We start from the raw sequence: 23,406 nt of genomic DNA, 5'->3' as shown, positions 1-23,406 counted from the left end.
ATGCCCGTTACCGTTCTGCTCGTTGACGACGAACCCCTGGTCCGTGCGGGTCTGCGCGCCGTGCTGGAGGCGCAGCCCGACATCGAGGTGGTGGGCGAGGCGGCCGACGGCGCGGCCGTGGTCCCCCTCGTCCGGCAACTGCGGCCCGACGTGGTCGCGATGGACGTGCGGATGCCGCTGCTCGACGGCATCGAGGCAACCCGGATCGTGCTCCGTACGGTCCCTCAGCCGCCGAAGATCCTGGTCGTGACGACGTTCGAGAACGATGAGTACGTGTACGAGGCGCTGCGCGCGGGGGCGGACGGCTTTCTGCTCAAGCGCGCCCGGCCGGCCGAGATCGTGCACGCGGTGCGGCTGGTCGCCGAGGGCGAGTCGCTGCTGTTCCCGGCCGCGGTCCGCTCCCTGGCCGCCGAGTACGGGAATCGCACTGCCCGCGCCGCGATGGAGCGGGCCGCGCTCACCGAGCGCGAGGCGTCGGTGCTGCGGCTGATGGCCCGGGGGCTGTCCAACGCGGAGATCGCCGCCGAGCTCATCGTCGGCGCGGAGACGGTGAAGTCCCATGTCAGCGCGGTGCTCGCCAAGTTGGGCGCCCGCGACCGCACCCAGGCGGTCATCGCCGCGTACGAGTCCGGATTCGTGGCCCCTGCCTGACTCCGGCTCCGTCCCGCAGACGCTCGCCGCCGTCGCGGGCAGCGAGTACGATCCGGCAAACACGCGCTCGAGCTGGGAGGACACACGGTGGGGCGGCTGACCGGCGGAGACCCGTCGCTGCTGCGGCGGATCAACTCCGCGGTGGTACTCCATGCACTGCGGGGCGCTGACTCCCCCACGCTCACAGACCTGACCCGGATCACCGGGCTCTCCCGGCCGACCGTCGAGGGCGTGACCGAGGGGCTCATCGAGGCCGGCCTGGTCGTCGAGACCGTCCCCGAGGAGGGCGGTGCGCGCCGTCAGGGACGCCCGGCCCGGCGGTTCAGGTTCCGGGCGGAGGCCGGTCATCTGCTGGGTGTCGAGATCGGCTCGCACCGTATCGCCGCGCTGCTGTCGGGCCTGGACGGGCGCATCATCGGCGCGGGGTCCCGGGATGTGTCGGAGACGGCCGGTGCGGACGAACGGCTGGAGCGGGTGCGCGTGCTCGTCGCCGATGTGCTGCGGCGGGCCGGGGTCGCGCGCAGCAGTCTGCGCGCCGTCGGGGTCGGTTCCCCGGGGATCGTTGAGGCCGACGGAACCGTACGGCTCGGGACCGCGCTGCCCGGCTGGACCGGGCTCGCGCTCGGCGAGAGGCTGCGCAGGTCGTTCCGCTGCCCGGTGCTGGTGGAGAACGACGCGAATGCGGCCGCGGTCGCCGAGCACTGGAAGGGCGCTGCTGCCGAGTCCGACGACATCGTGTTCGTACTGGCCGGGCTCAGCCCGGGTGCGGGCTCGCTTATCGGCGGGCGGCTGCACCGCGGCTATGGCGGAGCGGCGGGCGAGATCGGAGCGCTGCATCTGCTGGGCCGCGAGGTGACCCCGGAGAAGCTGCTGTCGACGACGGACGAGCCGCTGCACCCGCTGGACGAGCAGGCGGTGGCCAATGTCTTCGCCCTCGCCAGGCAGGGCGATCCCCAGGCGCAGGAGGCGGTCGAGCGGTTCATCCAGCGCCTGGTGCACGATGTGGCGGCACTTGTGCTGGCGCTCGACCCGGAGCTGGTGGTGGTCGGCGGCTGGGCCGCGGGGCTCGACGGCGTACTCGATCCGCTGCGCGACGAGCTGTCGCGGTACTGTCTGCGGCCGCCGCGGGTGACCCTGTCGCTGCTCGGCGAGGCGGCCGTGGCGACCGGTGCGCTGCGCCTCGCGCTCGACCATGTCGAGGAACAGCTCTTCGCTGTCGAGACAACGGTGACGGCCCGCCGCTGAGCGCGAGCTCGGTGCGACGGGCCGTACTGGACAGAGCCGCATTCAGGAAGCGCGGCGCTCCTCGTCGGGGTGGCTGATCTCCAGGTCACCCGAGTCACCGAAGGTGAGCCGGCAAGTGTCGGCCCGGTACGTGGCCACCGAGACGGCCGCGGTCCTGCCCTCGGAGAAGTACCGCGTGGTGACGACCAGCACGGGCGCGCCCGGCAGCCGGTCGAGCTCCTTGGCGTCGTCCACACGGGCAGAGCCCAGTTCCACCGCCCGGTCCTGGCCCTCGAGGTCGAGGCGCTGGAGCTCGCGCAGTACGGCGCGGGCGCGGGCGGGCCCGGACGGCGCGTCGATGGCGGAGAGCTCGGGCACGGACGAGGCCGGGACGTACAGCAGCTCGGCGGCGACCGACTGGCCGTGCGTCACGCGAAGCCTGCGCACGGTGTGGGTCTCTTCGCCCGTGTCGGTGTCGAGCAGCCGGGCCACCGCCAGTGGCGGCACCACCGTTGTGCAGTCGACGGACTGCCAGGCTTCCTCTCCGGCGCCCGGCCAGGTGTGCTCGGTGGTGGAGACGTCCACGCCCATGCGCGGCGGGGCGACGGTCGTGCCGACGCCGCGACGCCGCTGCAACCGGCCTTCCAGCTCAAGCTGTTCGAGCGCCTGTCGGAGCGTGGCGCGGGCGACTCCGAAGCGAGCGGCGAGATCTCGCTCGTTGGGCAGGATCTCCCCTACCGCGAAGTCCGAGTCGAGCGCTTCGCCGAGCACGGTCTTGAGGTGCCAGTACTTAGGTTCCGGCACCGATTCCAGCTGCGTGGTCCCCACCCTGATCCTCCGCAATCGCCGTGTCAGCGGCGGCTATTCCGCGCCCTTGTTTATTAAAGGTTCCTGCACTAACTCTGCCGACCATAGGACGGCACTCCCCCTTGGTCAAGACCAATCCTCCGCCGGTTACGCAATGAAACCAACCGGCTTCGCAGAGCGTTCACAGGACGTTCGTGCCCCCGTGAAACGCAGGCAGCACAAGACCCCGCGCTCCCTTGGGGCACGGGGTCCGACGTGCGGAGACGGAAGTGGCTAGGCAGCAGCCAGGGAGACGAGCTTGTCGGGGTTGCGAATGATGTAGACGCATTGGATGCGGCCGTCCAGAACCTCCAACTGCATGACGCTGTCCGGCTTTCCGGCAGAGAGCACGAGAATCGCGGGCGCGCCGTTGAGCTCCACGAAGCGGACGTCCAGCTCCTGGACCGGCTCGTTGGTCACGGCGAACAGGAAGCGGCCGACCTTGTCCGCGCTCTCGATGACCCGCAGCGGGGCCTTGGCCTTGCCGCCGCTGTCGCCGACCAGGCGCACATCGGGCGCCAGCAGGGTCAGCAGCGCGTCCAGGTCGCCGCCGGAAGCGGCGGCCAGGAAGCGCTCGGTGAGGTCGCGGCATTCGCCCGGGTCGACGTCATAGCGGGGCTTGCGCTCCTCCACATGCCGGCGCGCCCGGCCCGCGAGCTGGCGCACGGCCGCCTCGGACCGGTCGAGCGTGGTGGCGATTTCTCCGTACGGGAACCCGAAGGCCTCGCGCAGCACGAACACCGCGCGCTCCAGCGGCGACAGCGACTCCAGCACTACGAGGACCGCGAGAGAGACGGATTCGGCGAGCACGGCGCGCTCGGCCGTGTCGGGGAGGGTGGGCCCGAAGTCCGTGGCGACCGGCTCGGGCAGCCAGGGGCCGACGTATGCTTCGCGCCGCGACTGGACGTGCCGCAGCCGGTCGATGGCGAGGCGGGTGGTGATCCGGACGAGAAAGCCGCGTGGCTCCCGGACGTCGCTGCGGTCGCCGGCCGACCAGCGCAGCCAGGCGTCCTGCACCACGTCCTCGGCGTCGGCCACCCGGCCGAGCATGCGGTAGGCCACCCCGGTCAGCACGGGCCGGTGCTCTTCGAAGACGTCAGTCACGGTGTCTGTTGCCACCCCTTCATCCCAACCGACCGCGCACCGCATGTCCAGCCGGCCTCAACCCGCATGCCCCCTTGAACTGGAAGCTACTGAGCGGTAATTGTTACTGACGAACCGTCTAAAACGCCTTCACGTGGGCGCCGATGCGCGCGACACCGTGGGCGACACCAGGGAGCAGCAAGCATGGCCGCGAAGATCTCGTTCTCCATCGAGTCCCCCATGGGCAGCCACACGCTGTCCTTCACCTACGAGCGCGCCGGCGAGGGTGAGCCGCTGCTGCTGCTCCACGGCATCGGGCACCACTGGCAGGCATGGGAGCCGGTGCTCGGAATCCTGGCCGCCGAGCGTGATGTCATCGCTGTCGACCTGCCCGGCTTCGGCAGCTCGCCGGCGCTGCCCGACGGCGTGTCGTACGACCTCACGACCGTGGGCTCGCTCCTCGGCTCGCTCTGCGAGGCACTGGAGATCGAACGCCCCCATGTGGCGGGGAACTCCCTCGGCGGGCTGCTCGCCCTGGAGTTGGGCCGGGAGAAGCTCGTACGGTCGGTGACGGCGCTCTCGCCCGCCGGCTTCTGGACGGAGCGCGAGCGGCTCTACGCCTTCGGGACGCTGCGCGCGATGCGGTTCGGGGCGCAGTCGATGCCGCTGCCACTGATCGAGAGCCTGTCCCGCACGGCGGCCGGGCGGGCGGCGCTGACCAGCAGTATCTACGCCCGGCCCGGACGACGCTCACCCGAGGCGGCCGTCGCCGAGACCCTCGCGCTGCGCCGGGCCACCGGTTTCCACGAGACCCTTGCCGCCGGGCGCTCCGTCCTGTTCCGCGACGACGTCCCCGATGTGCCCGTCACCATCGGCTGGGGGACACGGGACCGGCTGCTGCTGCGCCGCCAGGGCATCAGGGCCAAGCACGTCATCCCCGGGGCACGGCTGGTGCGGCTGCCCGGCTGCGGCCATGTGCCCATGAACGACGACCCCGCGCTTGTCTCGCGCGTCATCCTGGACGGCAGCCGCTGACCGCCTCTCGAACACCCCCGAGCCGAGGGCCGCGCCCGCTCCGACCAGCACACCGCCCGCTGCCTGGGCCGGACCGAACGTCCCTGTGCCCACCAGGGGCGCGGTGAGGGCGGCGGCGACCGGGATCAGCCCGGTGAAGAGCGTGGCGCGCTCGGCGCCGATGCGCTGCACGCCCATGTACCAGGTGACGAAACCGACGACGGTGACGACAGCCGCCTGCCACAACAGCGCCAGGGTCTCGCCCTGGCCGGGCGTCCGCACGAAGCCCGCGCCGTCGAGGACCAGGCCGACGACGGTGGACTCTGCGGCCGCGATGCCGCAGATGGTGGCGGTCAGCAGCTTGGGGCCGAGCGGTCGCAGCACGGGTGTGGCCAGTACGGCGAAGCCCACCTCGCCGACCAGCGCGCCCACCGACCAGAGGATGCCCGCCGGGTCGGTACGCCCCCAGCCCTGCACGGTGAAGGCTCCGGCGGCGACGAGCAGGGCCCCGTACAGCACGGGCCGGGCGGGCCGACGGCCGTCCAGGAGCGGTACGAGCACGGCGACGATGACGGGCGCGCAGCCGACGAACACGCCCGGAACGGCGGGCTCCGAGGTACGTTCCGCGGCCAGGATCGCCAGATTGAAGCCGACCATGCCGACGGCGGCGAGCAGGGCGAGCCGCCCCCACTGCCGCCCGCTGAGGGCACGCAGCGGAGCCAGTGCGGCCCGGCCGCCGAGCAGGGGCAGAAGGAGCAGACAGGCGAGGGCGTAACGCAGCGCCTGGCCACCCGCGTACGGATAGTCGCCCAGGACGCTGTTGGCGGTGAAGGAGGCGCCGACGAGGGTGTAGGCGAAGGTGACGAGGAGCGCGCCCCGCAGGGAGTTCAGGTGCATCTGTTTCCGTCTCACGCTTGTGCGGCGATGAGCCCATCGGCCTTTTTGCGGCCGGGGGTCCGGGGGCTGTCCCCCGGGAAATGCGGCATGGTGCCGACGCTATGGATCGGGGCGGTCCGGTTTAAGGTCCACTTCCATGACGTCATCGGGGACCACTTCCGCGACCGGCGGGCCCAGCGAGCGCGGCCGGCCCGGCGGGCCCGGCGGGCCTTCCCGGGGAGACTCCTGGAACGCCGCCTGGGAAGTGCTGCTGCCCGCGGCCGCCGCCCCCGCCCGGCAGCGCGGGCGCGCGTTGCAGTCGGCGCTGCGCGAGGCGGTCAGATCGGGGCGGCTGGCTGCCGGAACGCGGCTGCCTTCGAGCCGCGAACTTGCCGCTGACCTGGGCGTTTCACGCGGACTCGTCACCGAGGCCTACGAGCAGCTGACGGCGGAGGGCTATCTGCGCAGCGACAGAGGCGCGGGCACCTGGGTCGGGGACGCGGCGCGCGCGGCCGTGCCCGGGGCGCGCGACCTCGCGCCGCGCACTCCCGGCGCGCGGGTGGACTTCCGCCCAGGGACGCCCGATCTCTCGCTCTTCCCGCGCACCGCCTGGGCGGCGGCGCAGAAGTCCGTCCTCGCGCGGCTGCCGCACCGGGCGCTCGGCTATCCCGATCCGCGCGGCCTCCCGGAGCTGCGAACATCGGTGGCCTCGCTGCTGACCCGGCGGCGGGGTGTGGTGGCCGATCCGGAATGCGTCGTGGTGTGTTCGGGCGTCGCCCAGGCGATGACGGTGCTCGGGTTCGTACTGCACGAACACGGCCTGCGGACCTTGGGCGTCGAGGATCCGGGGAGCCCTGGGCACGGGCCGCTGTTCGCGGCGGCCGGGCTGGGCATGACGCAACTGCCGCTGGATGACGAAGGGCTCGCGACCGGACCGCTGGAACGGTCCGGCGTACGTGCCGTGGTGACCACCCCGGCCCACCAGTTCCCGACCGGAATCGCCTACTCGGCGCGGCGCCGCACCGAACTCCTCGACTGGGCGCGGGCCGTGGACGGTCTGATCCTCGAGGACGACTACGACGGCGACTTCCGCTACGACCGGGCGCCCGTCGGCGCTCTCCAGGGACTCGACCCCGAGCGCGTCGCGTACACCGGCTCGGTCAGCAAGTCCCTCGCACCAGGGCTGCGGCTCGGCTGGCTGCTCGTACCGGCACACCTCATGGACGAGGTCGTGGAGCGCAAACGCACGCTGGATCTCGGCAATCCCACCCTCGACCAGGCGCTCCTCGCCGACTTCATCGACCGCGGCGGTTACGACCGGCAGTTGCGCCGCTGCCAGCGCGCCTACCGGGAACGGCGGGACGCCCTCGTCGGCGCGCTGACGGAGCACTTCCCGGGCGCCGAGGTCAGTGGCATCGCCGCCGGTCTGCACATCATCGCCCGGCTGCCCGAGCGGTACGGTCCCGAGCCGCGGTTCCTTCAGAGCGCGGCCGGGGCCGGTGTTGCGGTACACCCGCTGGCCGACTACGCGGCGGCGCTCACCCGGGATGCCGGGGTGCGGCTGGTCCTCGGATACGCGCATCTGACGCCGTCCGAGATCGCGCGCGGGGTACGGCTGATGGCACAGGCGGCAGGGACAGCACGCTGACGGAGTCGACGGGCCGCTGGTCGTCGGTCGAACGCCACTGGACAAGTTGTTCATTTGGGGTTCGTGTGACGGCCGCGGCCGGGCGCTAGGCATGGCACGGCACACCCGCCCGACCTGCCCTGGAGGCGCAGCGATGTCGCACAACCTACGGAATTCGTCCCCCGACCGCCGTTCCGTACTGCGCGGCACGGTCGCCGCATCGGCGGCACTGGCACTGCCCGCACTGGGCGCGGCGCCCGCACTGGCGCTGTCCGGCCGCCCGCGCGCCACGTTGGGTGTGCAGACCGGCGATGTAACGGCCTCGTCCGGCCTGGTGTGGGTGCGCGCGGACCGGCCTGCCCGGATGATCGTGGAAACGTCCGCGACGGACTCCTTCCGACGCGCGCACCGCCACCACGGCCCGCTCATAGGGTCCGGCACGGACTTCACCGGGACGACATCGCTGCGCGGTCTGCCCGCGGGCGAGCAGGTGCACTACCGCGTCACGCTGGCTGACCCCGACGACCCGCGGCGCACCGGTGAGCCGGTGTACGGGACGTTCCGCACGGCTCCCGCGAAGCGCCGCGAGGGCGTGCGTTTCCTGTGGTCGGGCGATATCGCGGGCCAGGGGTGGGGGATCAACCCGGAAATCGGCGGCTACCGCGCGTACGAAGAAATGCGCCGTCTCGACCCGGACTTCTTCCTGTGCAGCGGCGACACGGTCTATGCGGACGGTGTGATCCAGCCGAGCGTGACGCTGCCGGACGGCCGTATCTGGCGCAACATCACCACCGAGGAGAAGTCCAAGGTGGCGCAGACGCTGGCGGACTTCCGCGGCAACTTCCGCTACAACCTGCTCGACGAGAACGTCAGGCGCTTCAACGCCCAGGTGCCGACGGTCGTGCAGTGGGACGACCATGAGGTGCGCAACAACTGGTATCCCGGCCAGATCCTGGACGACCCGCGCTACACCGAGAAGAACGTGGATCTGCTGGCGGAGCGCTCGATGCGCGCCTTCAGTGAGTACTTCCCGATCTCGACGCTCCCCGCGGGCGGGCGCGAGGGCCGCGTCCACCGGGTGGTGCGCTACGGTCCCCTGCTCGATGTCTTCGTCCTCGACATGCGTTCGTACCGCAACGCCAACTCCCCCGGTCGGCAGGCCGATGACGCGCAGGGCATCCTCGGCGCGGAGCAGCTCGCCTGGCTGAAGCGCGAGCTGTCGCGCTCGCGCGCGGTGTGGAAGGTGATCGCCTCCGACATGCCGCTCGGCCTTGTCGTCCCGGACGGCGCGGCGAACTTCGAGGCGGTGGCGCAGGGCGATCCGGGTGCGCCGCTCGGTCGTGAGCTGCAGATCGCCGAGCTGCTGCGGTTCATCAAGCACCGGCGGATCACGGGGACGCTCTGGCTCACCGCTGATGTGCACTACACCTCGGCGCAGCACTACGCACCGGAGCGTGCGGCCTTCAAGGACTTCGCGCCGTTCTGGGAGTTCGTCTCGGGCCCGCTGGCCGCCGGCGGCTTCCCGGCCAACGCGCTGGACGCCACCTTCGGTCCGGAGCGCGTCTTCGTCCGGGCGCCGGAGCGCGCCAACGTCTCGCCGATGGAGTCCCCGCAGTATTTCGGGGAGGTCGACATCGACGGCGGCAGCGGTGAGTTGACGGTGCGGCTGCGGGCGGAGGGCGGAACTGTCCTGTTCAGCAAGGTGCTTCAGCCCGGGCGAGTGGGCCAGTAACTGATCCGCCCCCGGCTCCCGCCCGATTGTCAGTAGTGGGATCCGACGTCATTTCCATGACGCGATCAGTGCAGGCACTGGCCTACGCCCGACAGTCCGCCCTCGAGTCCGCAGGGGGCGGACGGCTCCCCGGCCTGGAGACATCCGGCGGACTCACACCGACAGGCCGCCGCGGCCCTGGCCGGGCTTGTCGGGAGCGGGACGGTGAAGCCCAACCGGCTTGGCCGAGTCTGCCCGTACGGCCGCCTCGACCGGTGCGTATGAGACAACGTGGTCCGTGCTCGCGGGGGCGCCGCCCGGACTGCCGGCCTCTCAGGCTCCCGTCCGCGGACTCGGGGAGATACTGGCCGTGGCCGTGGACTGCGTCGAGCGCTGCGGGCCTGCCGCTGCGGGATCATGGGGTGCGGAAGGGATACCCGGACTGACTGAGGTCGCCTCACGGCGGGCACTTCCCAGCTGGTCGGCCAGGCGTCCCGGCTGGTGACCGCCTTGAATCGTGGAACCGAACACTCCGCGCCAGGAACGGCGAAAAACAGCCGATAGTGGTCTAGATCCATGCTTTACCCATCAGTCACAAAGCGTTCGTGATCACGCAACACCGTTCGGTCACAGTGGGGTCATGACTGATGTGACTTCTGCGAAGACAGCCCGCCGCCCACACCACTGGCGGCGGGATCTCATCGAGCTGGCGGCCTTGTTCACGGCGGTGGCGGTCGCCGACGCCGTGGCGAACATGATCGGGCACGGGCCGGACGGCCCGTTCCTGCTCATCACCTCGGCCGTGATCCTCGTTGCCACAGCCACCTTCCACACATGGTGGGCACGACACCACAGCCATGCGCCTCCGGCCGTCATCACCCATAGTGCCCGCGGCGCGGGACCGACCGCCGCGGCGCACGCGCAGGCCGCGACCGAGCCCGCCGGGCAGGACGACGACGTGCGCGAGACCGTGCTGTGGCGGATGCGGACCACCGTGAAGGACACGCCCGGGAGCCTGGCCGCGCTGTGCATCGCCCTCGCCGGGTACGGCGTCGACATCCTCACCCTCCAGACGCACCCGCTCGCCGACGGCACGGTGGACGAGTTCCTGCTGCGCGCCCCCGCGTCCCTCCAGGCCCAGCAGCTCACCCGGGAGATCTCGACGGCGGGCGGCAACAGCACCTGGATCGAGCGCGCCGACGCCCACGATCTCGTCGACACCCCGACCCGGGTGCTCGGCCTCGCCACCCGTACGGCGCTCGACGCGGCCGAACTGCCACTGGCACTACGGCAGTTGCTCGGCCGCTGCACCATCCACTCGCTGCCAGCCGTCACCCTCACCGGCCGCCCTCTGGGCGACACCCCGCCGGTGGAGGGCGTGCTGGAGGACACGGTGATGCGGCTGCGCGACCCGAATGGCGGCGCGATCACCATCGAGCGGCCCTATCTCCCCTTCACACCCACGGAGTTCGCCCGGGCCCGCGCCCTGGTCGAGCTGGATGCCCGCCTCGGCCCGCGCATCCCGCGCAGCGAGGACGTCCTCACCCTCCCCGAGGGCAACGAGATCACCGTGCGACGCGCCGACCAGAGCGACGTCGAGGCGGCCACGGCCATGCACGAGCGCTGCTCCGACCGCACCTTGAGCCTGCGCTACCACGGCCCGGTCGGCGACGCCGGCCGCTACCTCAACCACCTGCTCAGCCCGCGCTTCGGCCGCACCCTGACCGTGCAGACGGCCTCCGGCCGCATCGTCGCCCTCGGTCATCTCCTCTGGGACGGCGACGAGACCGAGGTCGCCCTGCTCGTCGAGGACGCCTGGCAGCGCCGCGGCATCGGCTCGGAGCTGCTCGGCCGACTGGTCGCACTCGCCGTCGAGGCCGGCTGCGAGAGCGTGTACGCGGTGACCCAGTCCTCCAACACCGCCATGGTCGCGGCCATGCGCGGCCTCGGCCTGCCGCTCGACTACCAGATCGAGGAGGGCACGCTGGTGATCACCGCCCGACTGGACTCGACCGCCGTGCGCCCCCGTTCCTGGTTCGAACAGGCTGAGCGCTGAGCGCCTCGGCCAGATCGCGCCAAAGATCCTCGATGTCCTCGAGCCCGACCGACAGCCGCAGCAGCCGGTCGCTGACGCCCGCCGAGCGCCGGTCTCCCTCAGCCACGATGCGGTGGCTGATGGAGGCCGGGTGCTGGATCAGCGTGTCGACGCTGCCGAGGCTGACCGCCGGTGTGATCAGCCGTACTCCCGCGATCACTTGGTGCGGGTCGCCGTACACCTCGAAAGAGACCATCGCCCCGCCCACCCGCGGATAGTGGACGCGGGCGACGCGCGGGTCGGCGGACAGCCGGCGGGCCAGATCGGCGGCCGTGGTGGACGCGGCCCGGACCCGCACCGGCAGCGTGGACAGCCCGCGCAGCAGCAGATATCCGGCCATCGGGTGCAATATGCCGCCGGTGGCGAAGCGCACCTGGCGCAGTATGCGCGCGAACTCCTCGTCGCAGGCCACCACGCCGCCCATCACATCGCCGTGCCCGCCCAGATATTTGGTGGCGCTGTGCAGCACGATCCGCGCACCGTGCTCCACCGGCCGCTGAAGCACCGGGGTGGCGAAGGTGTTGTCGACGAGCAGCGGCACGGAGCCGCTGGCGTGCCGCACCGCACGCAGATCGACCTCCGCGAGCGTCGGATTGGCGGGCGTCTCCACCATCACCAGACCGGTGTCGGGCCGGATCGCCGCCGCGATGCCGGCCGGGTCCGTCCAGGTCACCTCGGTCCCCAGCAGCCCGGCGCTGAGGAGATGGTCACTGCATCCGTACAGCGGCCGCACGGCGACCACATGGCGCAGGCCCTGGCTCGCGCGTGCCAGCAGTACGGCGGTGAGCGCCGCCATTCCGCTGGCGAAGGCCACCGCGCTCTCCGTCCCCTCGAGCCTGGCCAGCGCCGTCTCGAAGCGAGCCGTCGTCGGGTTGTCCAGCCGCGCGTAGACGGGCGGCCCCTCCAGGCGCGCGCCGGTGGCGGCGAACTCGTCGATCCGCTGGGCCTCAGCGGCGGCGTCGTGCGACGGGTAGGTCGTGGACATGTCCAGCGGCGGGGCGTGCAGACCGAGCTGCGCGAGGTCCTCGCGTCCGGCGTGGACTGCTTCGGTGGCCAGCGCCCGGGGTGCGGGGGCGGCGAAGGCTTCGTTCTCCATGCCCGCACTCTGAACACCTACCGGAGGGTATGGACCATGGCCCGTGTTACGTTCGGTGAATGGCTGAAACTGTCGCTCTCGACCCGGTGGATCTCCACATACTCCGCCTGCTGCAGAACGACGCCCGGACCACCTATCGCGAGCTGGCGGCGGAGGTCGGAGTGGCTCCCTCCACCTGTCTCGACCGGGTGGCGAGGCTGCGTCGCTCGGGTGTGATTCTCGGGCACCGCCTGGCCCTGGACCCGGCCCGGCTGGGGCGGGGACTGCAGGCGCTGCTCTCGGTCCAGGTGCGTCCGCACCGGCGCGAACTGATCGGCCCGTTCGTGGAGCGGATCCGCGCGCTGCCCGAGTCCCGGGCACTGTTCCATCTGACGGGCCCCGACGACTACCTGGTGCATGTGGCCGTGGCGGACACGGCGGATCTGCAGCGCCTGGTGGTGGACGAATTCACGTCGCGGTCCGAAGTCGCCCGCGTCGAGACGCGGTTGATATTCCAGCAGTGGGACTGCGGCCCGCTGCTCCCACCGTCGGCGGATCTGACGCATACCTGACAGGCCACTGGGCATCGATGATGGTGACGCGGAGCCCCCACTCGTATGAGGATATGCGCATGCCAGTCACCCTCAGCAGCGAGCTGCCCCGCCAGGTCGCCGACGCCTACGTCGACGCACTCATCGAACTCGACCCGACCATCGGGACATACCTCGGAATCAAGGAGAGTTCGGGTTTCCTTCCCGACTACTCACCCGCTGGTCAGGAAGGAATCGCCGAACTCGCCCGCGAGACGCTCACCCGGCTCGACGATGCCGAGAAGCTGCCGGGCGCCGAGAGCGATGCGGAGCGGCGCTGCGGCCGGTTGTTGCGAGAGCGTCTGACGGCCGAACTCGCCGTGCACGAGGCCGATGAAGGGCTGCGTACGGTGAGCAATATGCGCTCGCCGGTGCACACGGTGCGCGAGGTGTTCACCGTGACGCCGATGGAGACCGACGAGGACTGGGCGGCCATCGCGCAGCGGCTCCGTGCGGTGCCGCGCGCGTTGGAGGGTTACCGGGCCTCGCTGGAGCTGGGGCTCGAGCGCAAGCTCCTGGGCGGCCCCCGTGCCACCCAGACCAATATCGGCCAGATGACAGAGTGGCTCGGCACGGGCCGCAGCTGGTTCGAGGAGTTCGTGGCGGACGGCCCAGGCGCGCTCCGCGCCGAGCTCGACGCCGCGGCCCGCACGGCGACGACCGCGCTGGGCGAGCTGCGCGACTGGATGCGCGATGTTTACGCACCGGCCGTCATGGACGCGCCCGACACGGTCGGCCGGGAGCGCTACGCCCGCTGGTCGCGCTTTTTCAACGGCACCGATCTGGACCTCGACGAGGCGTACGCGTACGGCTGGTCCGAGTACCACCGGCTGCTCGCCGAGATGAAGACCGAGGCTGACAAGATCCTTCCGGGCGCCGGGCCGTGGGAGGCGCTCGCGCATCTCGATGTGCACGGCGAGCACATCGAGGGTGTCGAGGAGGTGCGGGTCTGGCTGCAGAAGCTGATGGACGAGGCGATCGAGGCGCTGGACGGCACGCACTTCGAACTCGCCGAGCGGGTACGGAGGGTGGAGTCCCGGATCGCCCCGCCCGGCGGCGCGGCCGCGCCGTACTACACCGCTCCGTCGGAGGACTTCACCCGGCCGGGCCGCACCTGGCTGCCGACCATGGGCGCCAACCGCTTCCCCGTGTACGACCTGGTGTCGACCTGGTACCACGAGGGTGTGCCCGGCCATCACCTTCAGATCGCGCAGTGGGTGCATGTCGCGGACCAGCTCTCCCGCTACCAGGCGACGATCGGCGGCGTCAGCGCCAACGCGGAGGGCTGGGCGCTGTACGCGGAGCGGCTGATGGACGAACTGGGCTTTCTGCCCGACCCGGAGCGCAGGCTCGGCTATCTGGACGCGCAGATGATGCGGGCGTGTCGGGTGATCGTGGACATCGGCATGCATCTGGAGCTGGAGATTCCGGCGGACTCGGAGTTCCACCCGGGCGAGCGGTGGACTCCGGAGCTGGCACAGGAGTTCTTCGGCAGCCACAGCGGGCGGCCCGCGGACTTCGTGGAGAGCGAGCTGACCCGGTATCTGTCGATGCCGGCGCAGGCGATCGGCTACAAGCTCGGTGAGCGGGCCTGGCTGCTCGGGCGGGAGAACGCCCGCAAGGCGCACGGCGACGCGTTCGACGCGAAGGCATGGCACATGGCGGCGCTGTCGCAGGGCTCCCTGGGGCTGGACGACCTGGTCGACGAGCTGTCGAAGCTCTGACGACCGGGCCCGCTCCGCCGCGCGGGACGGCGGCCGGAGCGGGCCCGGGCCGACTGTCTGCGGGCGGTGCGTCCGGTGGCGGCCCGGACCGGCTGCCTGCGGGGGCGGCGCGCCGATGGCGGCCCGGACCGACCGCCTGCGGGGGCGGCGCGCCCGGTGGCCGGGACCGGCCGCTCGGACGCGCAGTTCCCGACGCGTCCCTCCCCCACCGTCGCGCCGGCGGTTCAGCAGCCGCAGTCGTCCGCGTCGACGGGCGCGGTCAGGGGGTCGGCTGCCCGCCGCTGCCCGCCCTCCCAGGTCTCGAACTCGAGGCCCTCACGGGCCCAGTACTCGAAACCGCCGAGCATCTCCTTGACCTGGTAGCCGAGTTCGGCGAGAGCGAGGGATGCGCGCGTCGCGCCGTTGCAGCCGGGGCCCCAGCAGTACGTGACCACCGGCACGGACTTGTCCAGGAGCTGCTCGGCCTGCTCGGCGATCAGCGCGGTCGGCAGGTGGACGGCGCCGGGAATGTGCCCCTGGTCCCAGGACTCGGTGGAACGGGAGTCGAGAACGACGAATCCGGGGTCGCCGCCGGCCGCCAGGGCCGCGGCGACATCGGAGACGTCGGCGTGAAAAGCCAGGGCGGCGCCGAAGTACGCGGCAGCCCCGGCGGGCGAGGCCGGCGGGACGCGGAGGACGGGGTTCGAGGCGAGCTGCGTCGTGGTCATGACTCAGAATCTACGGTCGGTGATCGGCTCCATGAAGTGACAATCCCCGGCACTGGTCTTGATCGGCCGGGGATTCCCCTGCTATCTCTCGGGGATGACCGGATATTCACCGGACGCCACGGATTGGCGCATCCTCGCAGCCCTGCAGAGCCAGGGCAGGGCCAGTTTCGCCGAGCTGGCCAGGGCCGTCTCGATGTCCCCGAGCGCCGTGACCGAGCGGGTGCGGCGGCTGGAGGAGGCCGGGGTGATCGCCGGCTACACCGCGGTGGTCGACCACGACCGGCTCGGGCTGCCGATCCTCGCGTTCGTACGGCTGCGGTATCCGAACGGCAACTACAAGCCGTTCCACGATCTGCTGGAGACGACGCCCGAGATCCTCGAGGCGCACCATGTAACGGGCGACGACTGCTTCGTACTGAAGGTCGCCACCCGGTCCATGAGCCATCTCGAGGAGACTTCGGGCAAGATCGGCGCGCTCGGCTCGGTCACCACGAGCGTCGTCTACTCCTCCCCGCTGCCGCGCCGCGCGATCAGCCGCTGAGCGGCGCCCCGCCCAGCCTCACCGTGGAGCCGTGGCGGCCCTTGACGACCTCCAGCTGAGCCGGGATGCGGCGGCGCAGATCGGCGACATGGCTGACGATGCCGACGCTGCGGTCCCGTTCGCGCAGCGAGTCCAGCACGTCCAGCACCTCGTCCAGGGTCTGGTCGTCGAGGCTGCCGAAGCCCTCGTCGATGAAGAGGGTGTCGAGCTGTACACCGCCGGCCTCGTCGGTGACGACGTCGGCGAGGCCGAGCGCCAGGGCGAGCGAGGCGAAGAAGGTCTCGCCGCCGGAGAGGGTCGCGGTGTCGCGTTCGCTTCCGGTCCAGGCGTCCACGACATGCAGGCCGAGTCCGGAGCGCTTGCCGCCGGTTCGGGCGTCGGAGTGCACGAGCGTGTAGCGGCCGGACGACATGCGCTGCAGTCGTACGGTGGCTGCGGCCGCGACCTGTTCGAGGCGGGCCGCCAGGACATACGACTCGAGGCGCATCCTGCGTTCGTTGTCGGCGGAGGTACCGGCGGTGAGCGCGGCAAGGCGGGCGACCCGGTCGTACTCCTCGCGCAGCGGGCCGAGGCGGAGCACTTCCGCGACGGCCTGCCGCGACAGCCGCGCGAGTTCGGCGCACCGGTCGCGGGCGGCGGCAAGCACGGACGCGGCGTCGCGCAGGGCACGCTCGGCCTCGTCATGCGCGGCCCGGACCGCTTCGGGGTCGGCGGGCGGATGCTCGGCGGCGCTGCCGGCGTCCGCCTCCGCGAGCCGGTCGGCGACGGCCGCGGCCTCGGTCTGCCAGGCGTCGATACGGTGCTGCAGATCCCGCTGCTCCGCCTCGCCGAGCAGCACTGCGGCAGCGGCGCGGGGCGTGTCGAACCCGGCCCGGAACGCGGCGTCGGCCAACCGGTCGTCGGCCTCCTTCAGGCGCTGCGCGGTGAGGTCGACGGCTCGTACGGCCTCGGCGGCATCGGCGAGCAGCCGCACCCGGCGCTCCAGCAGCGCGGCATGCTCGGCGACGCTGCCCGCGCCGCCCCGGGCCTGGGCCAATTCGCTTTCCAACGCGGTCTGTTCCCGATCGAGCCCTTCCCGCCGCGAGGTCCGCGCGGCGACGCGCCGCTCGGCCTGTTGCTGCGCGGCAAGCCGCTCCTCGTGCTCGCGCTCGGCCTGATCGAGCCCCTCGCGAGCGGCGTGCATGCCGGAGGCGAGGCTGTGCGCGTGCTGGTGGTCGCACTCCAACTGCTCGACGAGACGCAGCAGTTCGGACACATCGGGCTCGTCCCCAATCCCGCGGTCCGCGGCCTGCGGCTGCCCGTGGGCGTCGGCGAGGCCGGGCACGCCACCCGCCACCGGGGCGTCGGTGGTACCGGGCACGCCACCCGCAACCGGGGCGTCACCGCCCCGCTCCGCCGCCCGGGCCTCCTCCCTCGCCGTGGTCAACGACTCCCGCACCACCGCCAGTTCGCGTTCCGCCTCCGCCCTGGCCGAGTCCGCCCGCGTGTAACTCTCGTACGCCGACTCCTCCGCCCTGCGGTCCACATGGCCGTCCCCCGCGCGGGCCGGCGCGGGGTGGTCCGCAGAGCCGCAGACCGCGCAGGGTTCGCCCCGGACCAGGCCCGTCGCCAGTTCCGCCGCGATGCCTCGCAGGCGGCGTTCCTTGAGATCGAGCCAGCTCTCTCGGGCCGTGTTGGCGCGTTCGCGGGCCGTGTGCAGCTGGTCCTCCAGCTGCTCGGTGCGGGCCGCGAGCCGGTCGCGTTCACGTGCCGCGCGGAGCCGGCGGCGGGCCGGGCCGAGGCGGCCCGCGAGGTGTTCGGCGCGGGTCGCGGCGTCCTGGGCGGCCGCGATGCCGTCCTGGTGGGTGCGCCGCACCGTCTCCCAGCCGGCCAGCCAGCCGGCCGCGTCGGCGAGGATGTCGTCGTCGGCCCGGGCCTGGCGGTCGAGGTCCGCGCGCTCGCGGGTGATCTCCGCGCTGCGTCGCTCCGCCCGCCGGGCGGCTTCGAGGCCGCCCAGGTCCTGGCTCAGCTTGCGTTCGAGCGCCGCCAGTTGTTCCGCCCCGGCCTCCGCGAGCTCCGGCGGGAGTCCGGCCCGCGCCCGCTCGCGGTCCGCGCTCGCGCGCCGGTGCCCGCGCTCGGCGTCGTCGCGCAGCCGCAGCGCGGGCTCGACGAGCTCCGCCTTGCGGGCCCGTTCCAGCCTGGCCTGCAGTTCCTCCCACTCGGGCCGCCGCGCCTCAAGCGCCTCCCTGCGCCGCCGGGCGTCCGCGTATCTCTCCTGGAGCCGGGCGAGTTCACGTTCGGCTTCCAGCTCACGCCGTGCGGCGGCCTGCCGGCTTTCCGCCGCGGCCAGCGCGCATTCGGCGATGTCCAGCCTCTCCCGGGCGCCCGCGCGGGCGACGGCCGCCCACTGCAGTACGGCCGCGGCGAGTCCCGGATCGCCCGGCTGCTGCGGCGGCAGCGGCCAAGGCCCCGCCGCTGTGCCCGCGGCCTGTTCCATCCGGTGGGCGACCGCGAGCAGCCGCTCGTCACCGGCGCGTACCTGCTGCTCGGCGGCGCGGCGCTGTTCGGCGAGGCGCTCCTCGACCGCGGCGAAGCGGCGGGTGTCGAAGAGCCGCCCGAGCAGCTTGCCGCGCGCCTCCGCGTCGGCGCGCAGGAAGCGTGCGAAGTCGCCCTGCGGCAACAGCACCACCTGGCAGAACTGGTCGCGGCTCATCCCGACGAGCTGGCTGATCTCCTCGCCGATCTCCTGGTGGGAGCGGCTCAGCGCCTGCCACTGGCCGGCCTCGAAGTCGTATTCGCGCAGCCAGCTCTGGGACCGCTCGGTGGTGAAGCCCTTGCCGTTCTTCTTGGGGCGCGGCTGGGAGGGCCGCCGCCGGATCTCCAACCGCCGCCCTCCCACGGTCAGTTCGAGGCAGACCTCGGTGGAGGTGCCGACCAGGGCGTGGTCGCTGCGCAGGGACGCCCCTGCGCTCTGACGCGTGCCCGGCACCGCTCCGTACAGCGCGAAGCAGACCGCGTCGAGGATGGACGTCTTGCCCGCGCCGGTCGGGCCGTGGAGCAGAAAGATCCCGGCGGCGGACAGCGCGTCGAAGTCGACGTCCTGGCCGGCTCCGAACGGGCCGAAGGCGGTGACGCTCAGTCTGTGCAGCCTCACCCGGCCACCTCGCGCACGCCCTCGTCCACTCGTACGTCGTCGAAGGCACCGCGCAACACGGTGCGCTCCAGATCGTCGGGCCCGCTGCCGCCGCGCACATGGGCCACGAAGTCCTCCGCGATCTGGTGGTCGTCGCGGCCCTTCAGCCGCTTTGCGTACGAGGCGACAGCGTCGTCGCCGGTCCGCTCGGGCTCGAAGACGAGGCTGAGGGTGTGCGGGAACCGCTCGGTGAGCCGCGCCATCGGCTCGGCCGGTCGCACCGGGTCGGTGAGGGTCGCCTCGACGAACGACTGCTCGTGCGGGGCCAGGGCGGGGTCGTCGAGCAGTTCCTCCAGCGCGCCGCGCAGCCGGGCGAGCCGCCGCGGCACGGGACATTCGATGCGCTCGGCCTCGATCTCGCCCCGCGCGCCGAGGTCGATGAGCCACATGGTCTTGCGGTGCCGTGCCTCGGAGAAGGAGTAGGCGAGCGGTGATCCGGAGTAGCGCACGCGGTCGGCGATGGCCTGGCAGCCGTGCAGATGTCCGAGCGCGACATAGTCGACGCCGTGGAAGACCCCGGCGGGCACGGCGGACACGCCTCCGACGGTGATGTCCCGTTCGCTGTCGCTCTCTTCGCCGCCCGCGACGAAGGCATGGGCGAGGACGACGGACCGGGTGCCGGCCGCACGCGTCGCCAGGTCGGCTCGTACGCGCTCCATCGCGGCGCCGATGACGGCCTCGTGCCGTGCCTTGTCCGTCTTGAACTCGTCCTTCACCAGGGCGGGTTCGAGATACGGCAGTCCATAGCAGGCCACGTCGCCGTGCGCGTCGCTCAGCAGCACGGGTGTGTCGCATCCGGCCGGATCGGTGCGCAGATGTATCCCGGCGCGCTCGATCAGCCCGGCCCCGACGCCGAGCCGGCGCGCCGAGTCATGGTTCCCGGAGATCATCACGGTCGGCACTCCGGCGGCGGCGAGCCGGTGCAACGCCTCGTCGAACAGCTGCACGGCCGCGAGCGGCGGCACTGCCCTGTCGTACACATCCCCTGCGACCAGCACCGCGTCCACGTCGCGCTCGCGCACCGTCGCCACGAGGTGGTCGAGGAACGCTGCCTGGGCGTCGAGCATGCTCACCCGGTGGAACGACCGCCCCAGGTGCCAGTCCGACGTATGCAGGAATCTCATGATCCCCGAGAGTATCGGTGGGGTCGGACATCACGAGCGGCTTCAGGCGTCTCCATAAGCCTCACCGCCGAGTTCGAGTCCCGCGGTCCCCGCTGTGATATCGGCGAGCCAGCTGCGGAAGGCTTCGACGTCGGCGTCCGGCAGCCCGATCTCGATGGTGACCGCCTCCGCGTACCGCACCTGGCGCACATCCCGTCCGGTCGCCCGCAGATCGTTCTCCAGCTTTCCCGCCCGCTGGTGGTCGACGGTGACGGTGGCGAGCCGGAAGCGCTGCCGGGTGAGGGTGCCGAGCGCGTCCAGGGCTTCGCCGACGACTCCGCCGTATGCCCTGATCAGGCCGCCCGCGCCGAGTTTCACACCGCCGTAGTACCGGGTGACGACGGCTACGGCATAACGGACTTCGCGCCGCATCAGCATCTGCAGCATGGGCACGCCCGCCGTGCCGCCCGGTTCGCCGTCGTCGCTCGCTTTCTGTACGGCGGCGTCGGCGCCGATGACGTACGCGAAGCAGTTGTGCGTGGCGGTCGGGTGCTCCTTGCGGATGCGTGCGACGAAGGCCTGCGCCTCCTCCTCGGTCGCGGCGGGCGCGAGCGCGCAGATGAAGCGCGATCTGTTGATCTCGGTCTCGTGCACGCCCTCGCGGGCGACCGTCCGGTACTGCTCCTGCATCCGGCCACCCTATGTGCCGCCCGGAGGGGAATGCTCCGCGCGGGCCCCCGGTTGTCCGGAGCATGTACGCAGACGCAGAGACGATCCGCAGGATTCTGACCTCGACGGGCGAGACCTGGGCGGTGGTCGGCCTGTCCAACAACGAGGCGCGGGCGGCGCACGGCGTCGCCGGTGTCCTCCAGCGCTTCGGCAAGCGCATCGTCCCGGTGCACCCCAAGGCGGAGACGGTCCACGGCGAGCAGGGCTACGCGGCGCTCGCGGACATCCCCTTCGAGGTCGACGTGGTCGATGTGTTCGTGAACTCCTCGCTGGCCGGACCGGTCGCGGACGAGGCCGCGGCGATCGGCGCGAAGGCGGTCTGGTTCCAGCTGGGGGTGGTCGACGAGGAGGCGTACGAGCGCACTCGCGCGGCCGGGCTCGACATGGTGATGGACCGCTGCCCGGCGATCGAGATCCCGCGGCTCGGCTGACCGGGCGGCGTTGCTCGGCCGACCCGACCCGCGACCCGGTGGGCCGGGCCTCAGACGCCGAGGCCGTCGATGACCATCGCGCCCGGCAGCCCGGCGAAGGCCTTCCCGGGCACGATCAGCTTTCCGCGCCGGCGGCCGCTGCCGATGAGTACCCACTCCGTGTCGACGACCGCGGAGTCCACCAGCAGCGGCCACTCGGCGGGCAGTCCGATCGGCGTGATGCCGCCGTACTCCATGCCGGTCTCGCCGGTCGCGGTGTCCATGGACGCGAACGACGCCTTGCGGGCGCCCAGTTGCTTACGGACGACACCGTTGACGTCGACGCGCGTACTGGACAGGACGACGCAGGCAGCGAGCGAAGTCTCGCCGCCACGCTTGCCCGCCACGACCACGCAGTTCGCCGACTCGTCGAGCAGTTCCTGCCCGTAGTGCTCCGCGAAGACGGCGGTGTCGGCGATGTCCGGGTCGGTGTCGACGTAGATCACTTGCTCGGCGGGTACGTCGCCGTGCCAGGCGCGCACGGCGTCGGCGACCGGCGGGGTGAACAGGTCGAGGCAGTCGGGGGCGGGTCTGGCGTCGTCGAAGTTTCCGATGGGAGCGCGCATACGCATCACGCTAACAGCGGCTGTCCCGTGTGCGATCGGCCGTCTCAGCGCACGGGCGGGATGGAGACGGCCATCGTCATCTCGACCGTCTCGTCACCGTCGTTGCGGTAGGAGTGCGAAACATTCGCCTCGAAGGTGGCGGAGGTCCCGGCAGGTACGGCGTGCGGTTCGCCGTCGACGACGAGGGTGAGTTCGCCCGCGGTGACATGCAGCAGCTCGATCGTGCCGTCGGGGTGCGGGTCGGACTCGCTGCGGTCGCCTGGCATCAGCCGCCAGGCCCACAGTTCGAGTGGCCCGCGGCGCTCGGTGCCGACGAGCAGGGTGGTGAAGCTGCCCGTCGAGGTGGACCACATGCGTACGGCCTGCTCCGGGGGTACCAGGCGGACCTGTGGGCCCTGCTCGTAGTCGAGGAGCGTGGTGATGCTGACGCCGAGTGCGTCGGCGAGCTTCACCGTGGTCCCCACACTCGGATTCGTACGTGCCTGCTCGATTTGGATGATCATGCCGCGGCTGACCCCCGCCCGGGCCGCGAGGGCGTCGAGCGTGAACCCCCGCTCGCCGCGCCAACGCTTGAGATTGCGGGCGAGCGACTGCGTGAGCTGGTCGAGGTCCGACACATTCCGTCCAATATTCTGGATGACAGGGTTCAATAAACTGCACTACGGTGTGGTGCACCCAAACGTTCACTGCACTGTACTGCGAGGCCCGCCATGACCGCACTGTTCGCCCTGGCCACGAGCTTCCTGTGGGGCCTGGCCGACTTCGGCGGCGGGCTGCTGACACGGCGTGCGCCGGCCCTCACGGTGGTCGTCGCCTCGCAGTCGATCGCGGTGGTCGTCCTCGGCGCGGTCGTCGTGGCCACCGGCGGCTGGCACGAGGCGGGACCGCAGCTCTGGTACGCCGTCGCGGCGGGCGCCGTCGGCCCGGTGGCGATGCTCTCCTTCTACAAGGCGCTCGCCCTCGGACCGATGGGCGTGGTCTCTCCGCTCGGATCGCTGGGTGTGGCCGTGCCCGTCGGCGTCGGCCTGATGATCGGCGAGCGGCCCGGGCTGCTCCAGTTCGCGGGTATCGCGGTGGCCGTGTCCGGCATCGTCCTGGGCGGGCCCGAACTGCGCGGTGCGCCGGTGCAGCGGCAGGCGATCGGGCTGACCCTGGTCGCCGCCTTCGGCTTCGGCGCGGTGATGACCCTGATCGCCGAGGCCTCGACCACCATCACCGGGCTTTTCCTCGCGCTGTTCGTACAGCGCGTCACCAATGTCGCGGTCGGCGGCGCGGCGCTGTACGTGTCGGTGAAGCGCGGCGCGCGGGCGCTGCCGCAGGACGGCGGAATGCGGGTCATCTGGTCCTCGCTCCCGGCCCTCGCCTTTGTCGGCCTTGCCGATGTCGCGGCCAACGGCACCTACTCCATCGCCGCGCAGAACGGGCCCGTCACCGTCGCGGCCGTACTCGCGAACCTCTACCCGGTGATGACGGTGCTCGCGGCGCTGGTGCTTCTCAAGGAGCGGCTGCGCCTGGTCCAGGCGACCGGCGCGGGGCTCGCGCTGGTGGGCACCGTACTACTGGCGGGCGGCTGAGCGGCACTGCCGGCGGTCGGCTGAGCAG

At 71.8% G+C, this 23,406-nt stretch carries 20 protein-coding genes and 1 pseudogene; 11 read left to right on the top strand and 10 right to left on the bottom strand.

The features are described from left to right. Both QFZ67_RS33715 and QFZ67_RS33710 read left to right on the top strand, forming a co-directional pair. Complete coding sequence (locus QFZ67_RS33715; protein ID WP_307664817.1) at nucleotides 1-651, top strand: response regulator transcription factor; 651 nt, start codon at nucleotides 1-3, stop codon at nucleotides 649-651. Between the two features lie 87 nt (nucleotides 652-738). Further along, entirely contained in the window at nucleotides 739-1,896 is a 1,158-nt protein-coding gene (locus tag QFZ67_RS33710; RefSeq protein ID WP_307664816.1) for an ROK family transcriptional regulator, read from the top strand. Nucleotides 1,897-1,938: 42 nt separating this feature from the next. On the opposite strand, the gene QFZ67_RS33705 is transcribed toward QFZ67_RS33710, so the two are convergent. Together QFZ67_RS33705 and QFZ67_RS33700 are read right to left on the bottom strand one after the other, a co-directional pair. Then, nucleotides 1,939-2,703: a GntR family transcriptional regulator gene (locus QFZ67_RS33705; RefSeq protein WP_307664815.1), complete on the bottom strand. Its 765-nt coding sequence runs from the start codon at nucleotides 2,701-2,703 to the stop codon at nucleotides 1,939-1,941. Nucleotides 2,704-2,955: 252 nt separating this feature from the next. After that, nucleotides 2,956-3,840, bottom strand: a complete 885-nt coding sequence (locus QFZ67_RS33700) for an RNA polymerase sigma-70 factor (RefSeq protein WP_307664814.1) — start codon at nucleotides 3,838-3,840, stop codon at nucleotides 2,956-2,958. Between the two features lie 168 nt (nucleotides 3,841-4,008). Between QFZ67_RS33700 and QFZ67_RS33695 the strand changes: the two genes are divergently transcribed. Continuing rightward, nucleotides 4,009-4,839: an alpha/beta fold hydrolase gene (locus tag QFZ67_RS33695; RefSeq protein WP_307664813.1), complete on the top strand. Its 831-nt coding sequence runs from the start codon at nucleotides 4,009-4,011 to the stop codon at nucleotides 4,837-4,839. Nucleotides 4,840-4,923: 84 nt separating this feature from the next. Here the strand turns inward: QFZ67_RS33695 and QFZ67_RS33690 are convergent. Then, nucleotides 4,924-5,715, bottom strand: a pseudogene (locus QFZ67_RS33690) (DMT family transporter); the annotation flags it as partial. Nucleotides 5,716-5,851: 136 nt separating this feature from the next. Between QFZ67_RS33690 and QFZ67_RS33685 the strand changes: the two are divergent. From QFZ67_RS33685 to QFZ67_RS33675, 3 genes are all read left to right on the top strand, one after another. Then, the gene (locus QFZ67_RS33685; RefSeq protein WP_307664811.1) at nucleotides 5,852-7,342 is read left to right on the top strand and encodes a PLP-dependent aminotransferase family protein; all 1,491 of its coding nucleotides are present in this window, start codon (nucleotides 5,852-5,854) and stop codon (nucleotides 7,340-7,342) included. A gap of 133 nt (nucleotides 7,343-7,475) precedes the next feature. Continuing rightward, complete coding sequence (locus QFZ67_RS33680) at nucleotides 7,476-9,053, top strand: alkaline phosphatase (RefSeq protein ID WP_307664810.1); 1,578 nt, start codon at nucleotides 7,476-7,478, stop codon at nucleotides 9,051-9,053. Between the two features lie 619 nt (nucleotides 9,054-9,672). Then, entirely contained in the window at nucleotides 9,673-11,088 is a 1,416-nt protein-coding gene (locus QFZ67_RS33675; protein ID WP_307664809.1) for a GNAT family N-acetyltransferase, read from the top strand. Here QFZ67_RS33675 and QFZ67_RS33670 read toward each other — a convergent pair. Continuing rightward, nucleotides 11,024-12,223, bottom strand: a complete 1,200-nt coding sequence (locus tag QFZ67_RS33670; protein WP_307664808.1) for a PLP-dependent aspartate aminotransferase family protein — start codon at nucleotides 12,221-12,223, stop codon at nucleotides 11,024-11,026. The two genes, QFZ67_RS33675 and QFZ67_RS33670, sit on opposite strands and share 65 nt — an antisense overlap. 59 nt (nucleotides 12,224-12,282) lie before the next feature. Here QFZ67_RS33670 and QFZ67_RS33665 point away from each other — a divergent pair, with 59 nt between their 5' ends. Both QFZ67_RS33665 and QFZ67_RS33660 read left to right on the top strand, forming a co-directional pair. Further along, nucleotides 12,283-12,774 carry an Lrp/AsnC family transcriptional regulator gene (locus QFZ67_RS33665; protein WP_307664807.1) on the top strand — a complete coding sequence of 164 codons (492 nt, stop codon included), beginning with the start codon at nucleotides 12,283-12,285 and terminating at the stop codon, nucleotides 12,772-12,774. Nucleotides 12,775-12,833: 59 nt separating this feature from the next. Then, nucleotides 12,834-14,516, top strand: coding sequence for a DUF885 domain-containing protein (locus tag QFZ67_RS33660; RefSeq protein ID WP_307664806.1), 1,683 nt, complete (start codon nucleotides 12,834-12,836; stop codon nucleotides 14,514-14,516). 224 nt (nucleotides 14,517-14,740) lie between these two features. Here the strand turns inward: QFZ67_RS33660 and QFZ67_RS33655 are convergent, their stop codons facing one another. After that, on the bottom strand, nucleotides 14,741-15,223 hold the full coding sequence (locus QFZ67_RS33655) for a rhodanese-like domain-containing protein (protein ID WP_307664805.1): 483 nt from the start codon (nucleotides 15,221-15,223) through the stop codon (nucleotides 14,741-14,743). Between the two features lie 94 nt (nucleotides 15,224-15,317). On the opposite strand from QFZ67_RS33655, the gene QFZ67_RS33650 reads away from it, so the two are divergent. Continuing rightward, entirely contained in the window at nucleotides 15,318-15,764 is a 447-nt protein-coding gene (locus QFZ67_RS33650) for an Lrp/AsnC family transcriptional regulator (RefSeq protein WP_307664804.1), read from the top strand. Here the strand turns inward: QFZ67_RS33650 and QFZ67_RS33645 are convergent. From QFZ67_RS33645 to QFZ67_RS33635, 3 genes are read right to left on the bottom strand one after another with little or no spacing between them, the layout of a single operon-like run. Next, the gene (locus tag QFZ67_RS33645) at nucleotides 15,754-18,897 is read right to left on the bottom strand and encodes an SMC family ATPase (protein WP_307664803.1); all 3,144 of its coding nucleotides are present in this window, start codon (nucleotides 18,895-18,897) and stop codon (nucleotides 15,754-15,756) included. The two genes, QFZ67_RS33650 and QFZ67_RS33645, sit on opposite strands and share 11 nt — an antisense overlap. Beyond that, a complete protein-coding gene (locus QFZ67_RS33640) occupies nucleotides 18,894-20,060 on the bottom strand; it encodes an exonuclease SbcCD subunit D (RefSeq protein WP_307664802.1) in 1,167 nt (388 codons plus the stop codon). The genes QFZ67_RS33645 and QFZ67_RS33640 overlap by 4 nt, the downstream gene beginning before the upstream one ends. Nucleotides 20,061-20,102: 42 nt before the next feature. Beyond that, nucleotides 20,103-20,729, bottom strand: coding sequence for a YigZ family protein (locus QFZ67_RS33635; RefSeq protein ID WP_307664801.1), 627 nt, complete (start codon nucleotides 20,727-20,729; stop codon nucleotides 20,103-20,105). Nucleotides 20,730-20,791: 62 nt separating this feature from the next. Between QFZ67_RS33635 and QFZ67_RS33630 the strand changes: the two genes are divergently transcribed. Further along, a complete protein-coding gene (locus tag QFZ67_RS33630) occupies nucleotides 20,792-21,199 on the top strand; it encodes a CoA-binding protein (RefSeq protein WP_307664800.1) in 408 nt (135 codons plus the stop codon). Nucleotides 21,200-21,249: 50 nt separating this feature from the next. On the opposite strand, the gene QFZ67_RS33625 is transcribed toward QFZ67_RS33630, so the two are convergent. Then, the gene (locus tag QFZ67_RS33625) at nucleotides 21,250-21,804 is read right to left on the bottom strand and encodes a YbaK/EbsC family protein (RefSeq protein WP_307664799.1); all 555 of its coding nucleotides are present in this window, start codon (nucleotides 21,802-21,804) and stop codon (nucleotides 21,250-21,252) included. A gap of 44 nt (nucleotides 21,805-21,848) precedes the next feature. Continuing rightward, nucleotides 21,849-22,421 carry a helix-turn-helix domain-containing protein gene (locus QFZ67_RS33620; protein WP_307664798.1) on the bottom strand — a complete coding sequence of 191 codons (573 nt, stop codon included), beginning with the start codon at nucleotides 22,419-22,421 and terminating at the stop codon, nucleotides 21,849-21,851. Nucleotides 22,422-22,514: 93 nt separating this feature from the next. Between QFZ67_RS33620 and QFZ67_RS33615 the strand changes: the two genes are divergently transcribed. Beyond that, nucleotides 22,515-23,378 carry a DMT family transporter gene (locus tag QFZ67_RS33615; protein WP_307664797.1) on the top strand — a complete coding sequence of 288 codons (864 nt, stop codon included), beginning with the start codon at nucleotides 22,515-22,517 and terminating at the stop codon, nucleotides 23,376-23,378. Nucleotides 23,379-23,406: the final 28 nt, after the last annotated feature.

This window comes from Streptomyces sp. V1I1 (assembly GCF_030817355.1).
Lineage (GTDB): Bacteria > Actinomycetota > Actinomycetes > Streptomycetales > Streptomycetaceae > Streptomyces.
Note: the sequence above shows the minus strand (reverse complement) of the source record. Positions and strands in the feature narration are given on the sequence as shown.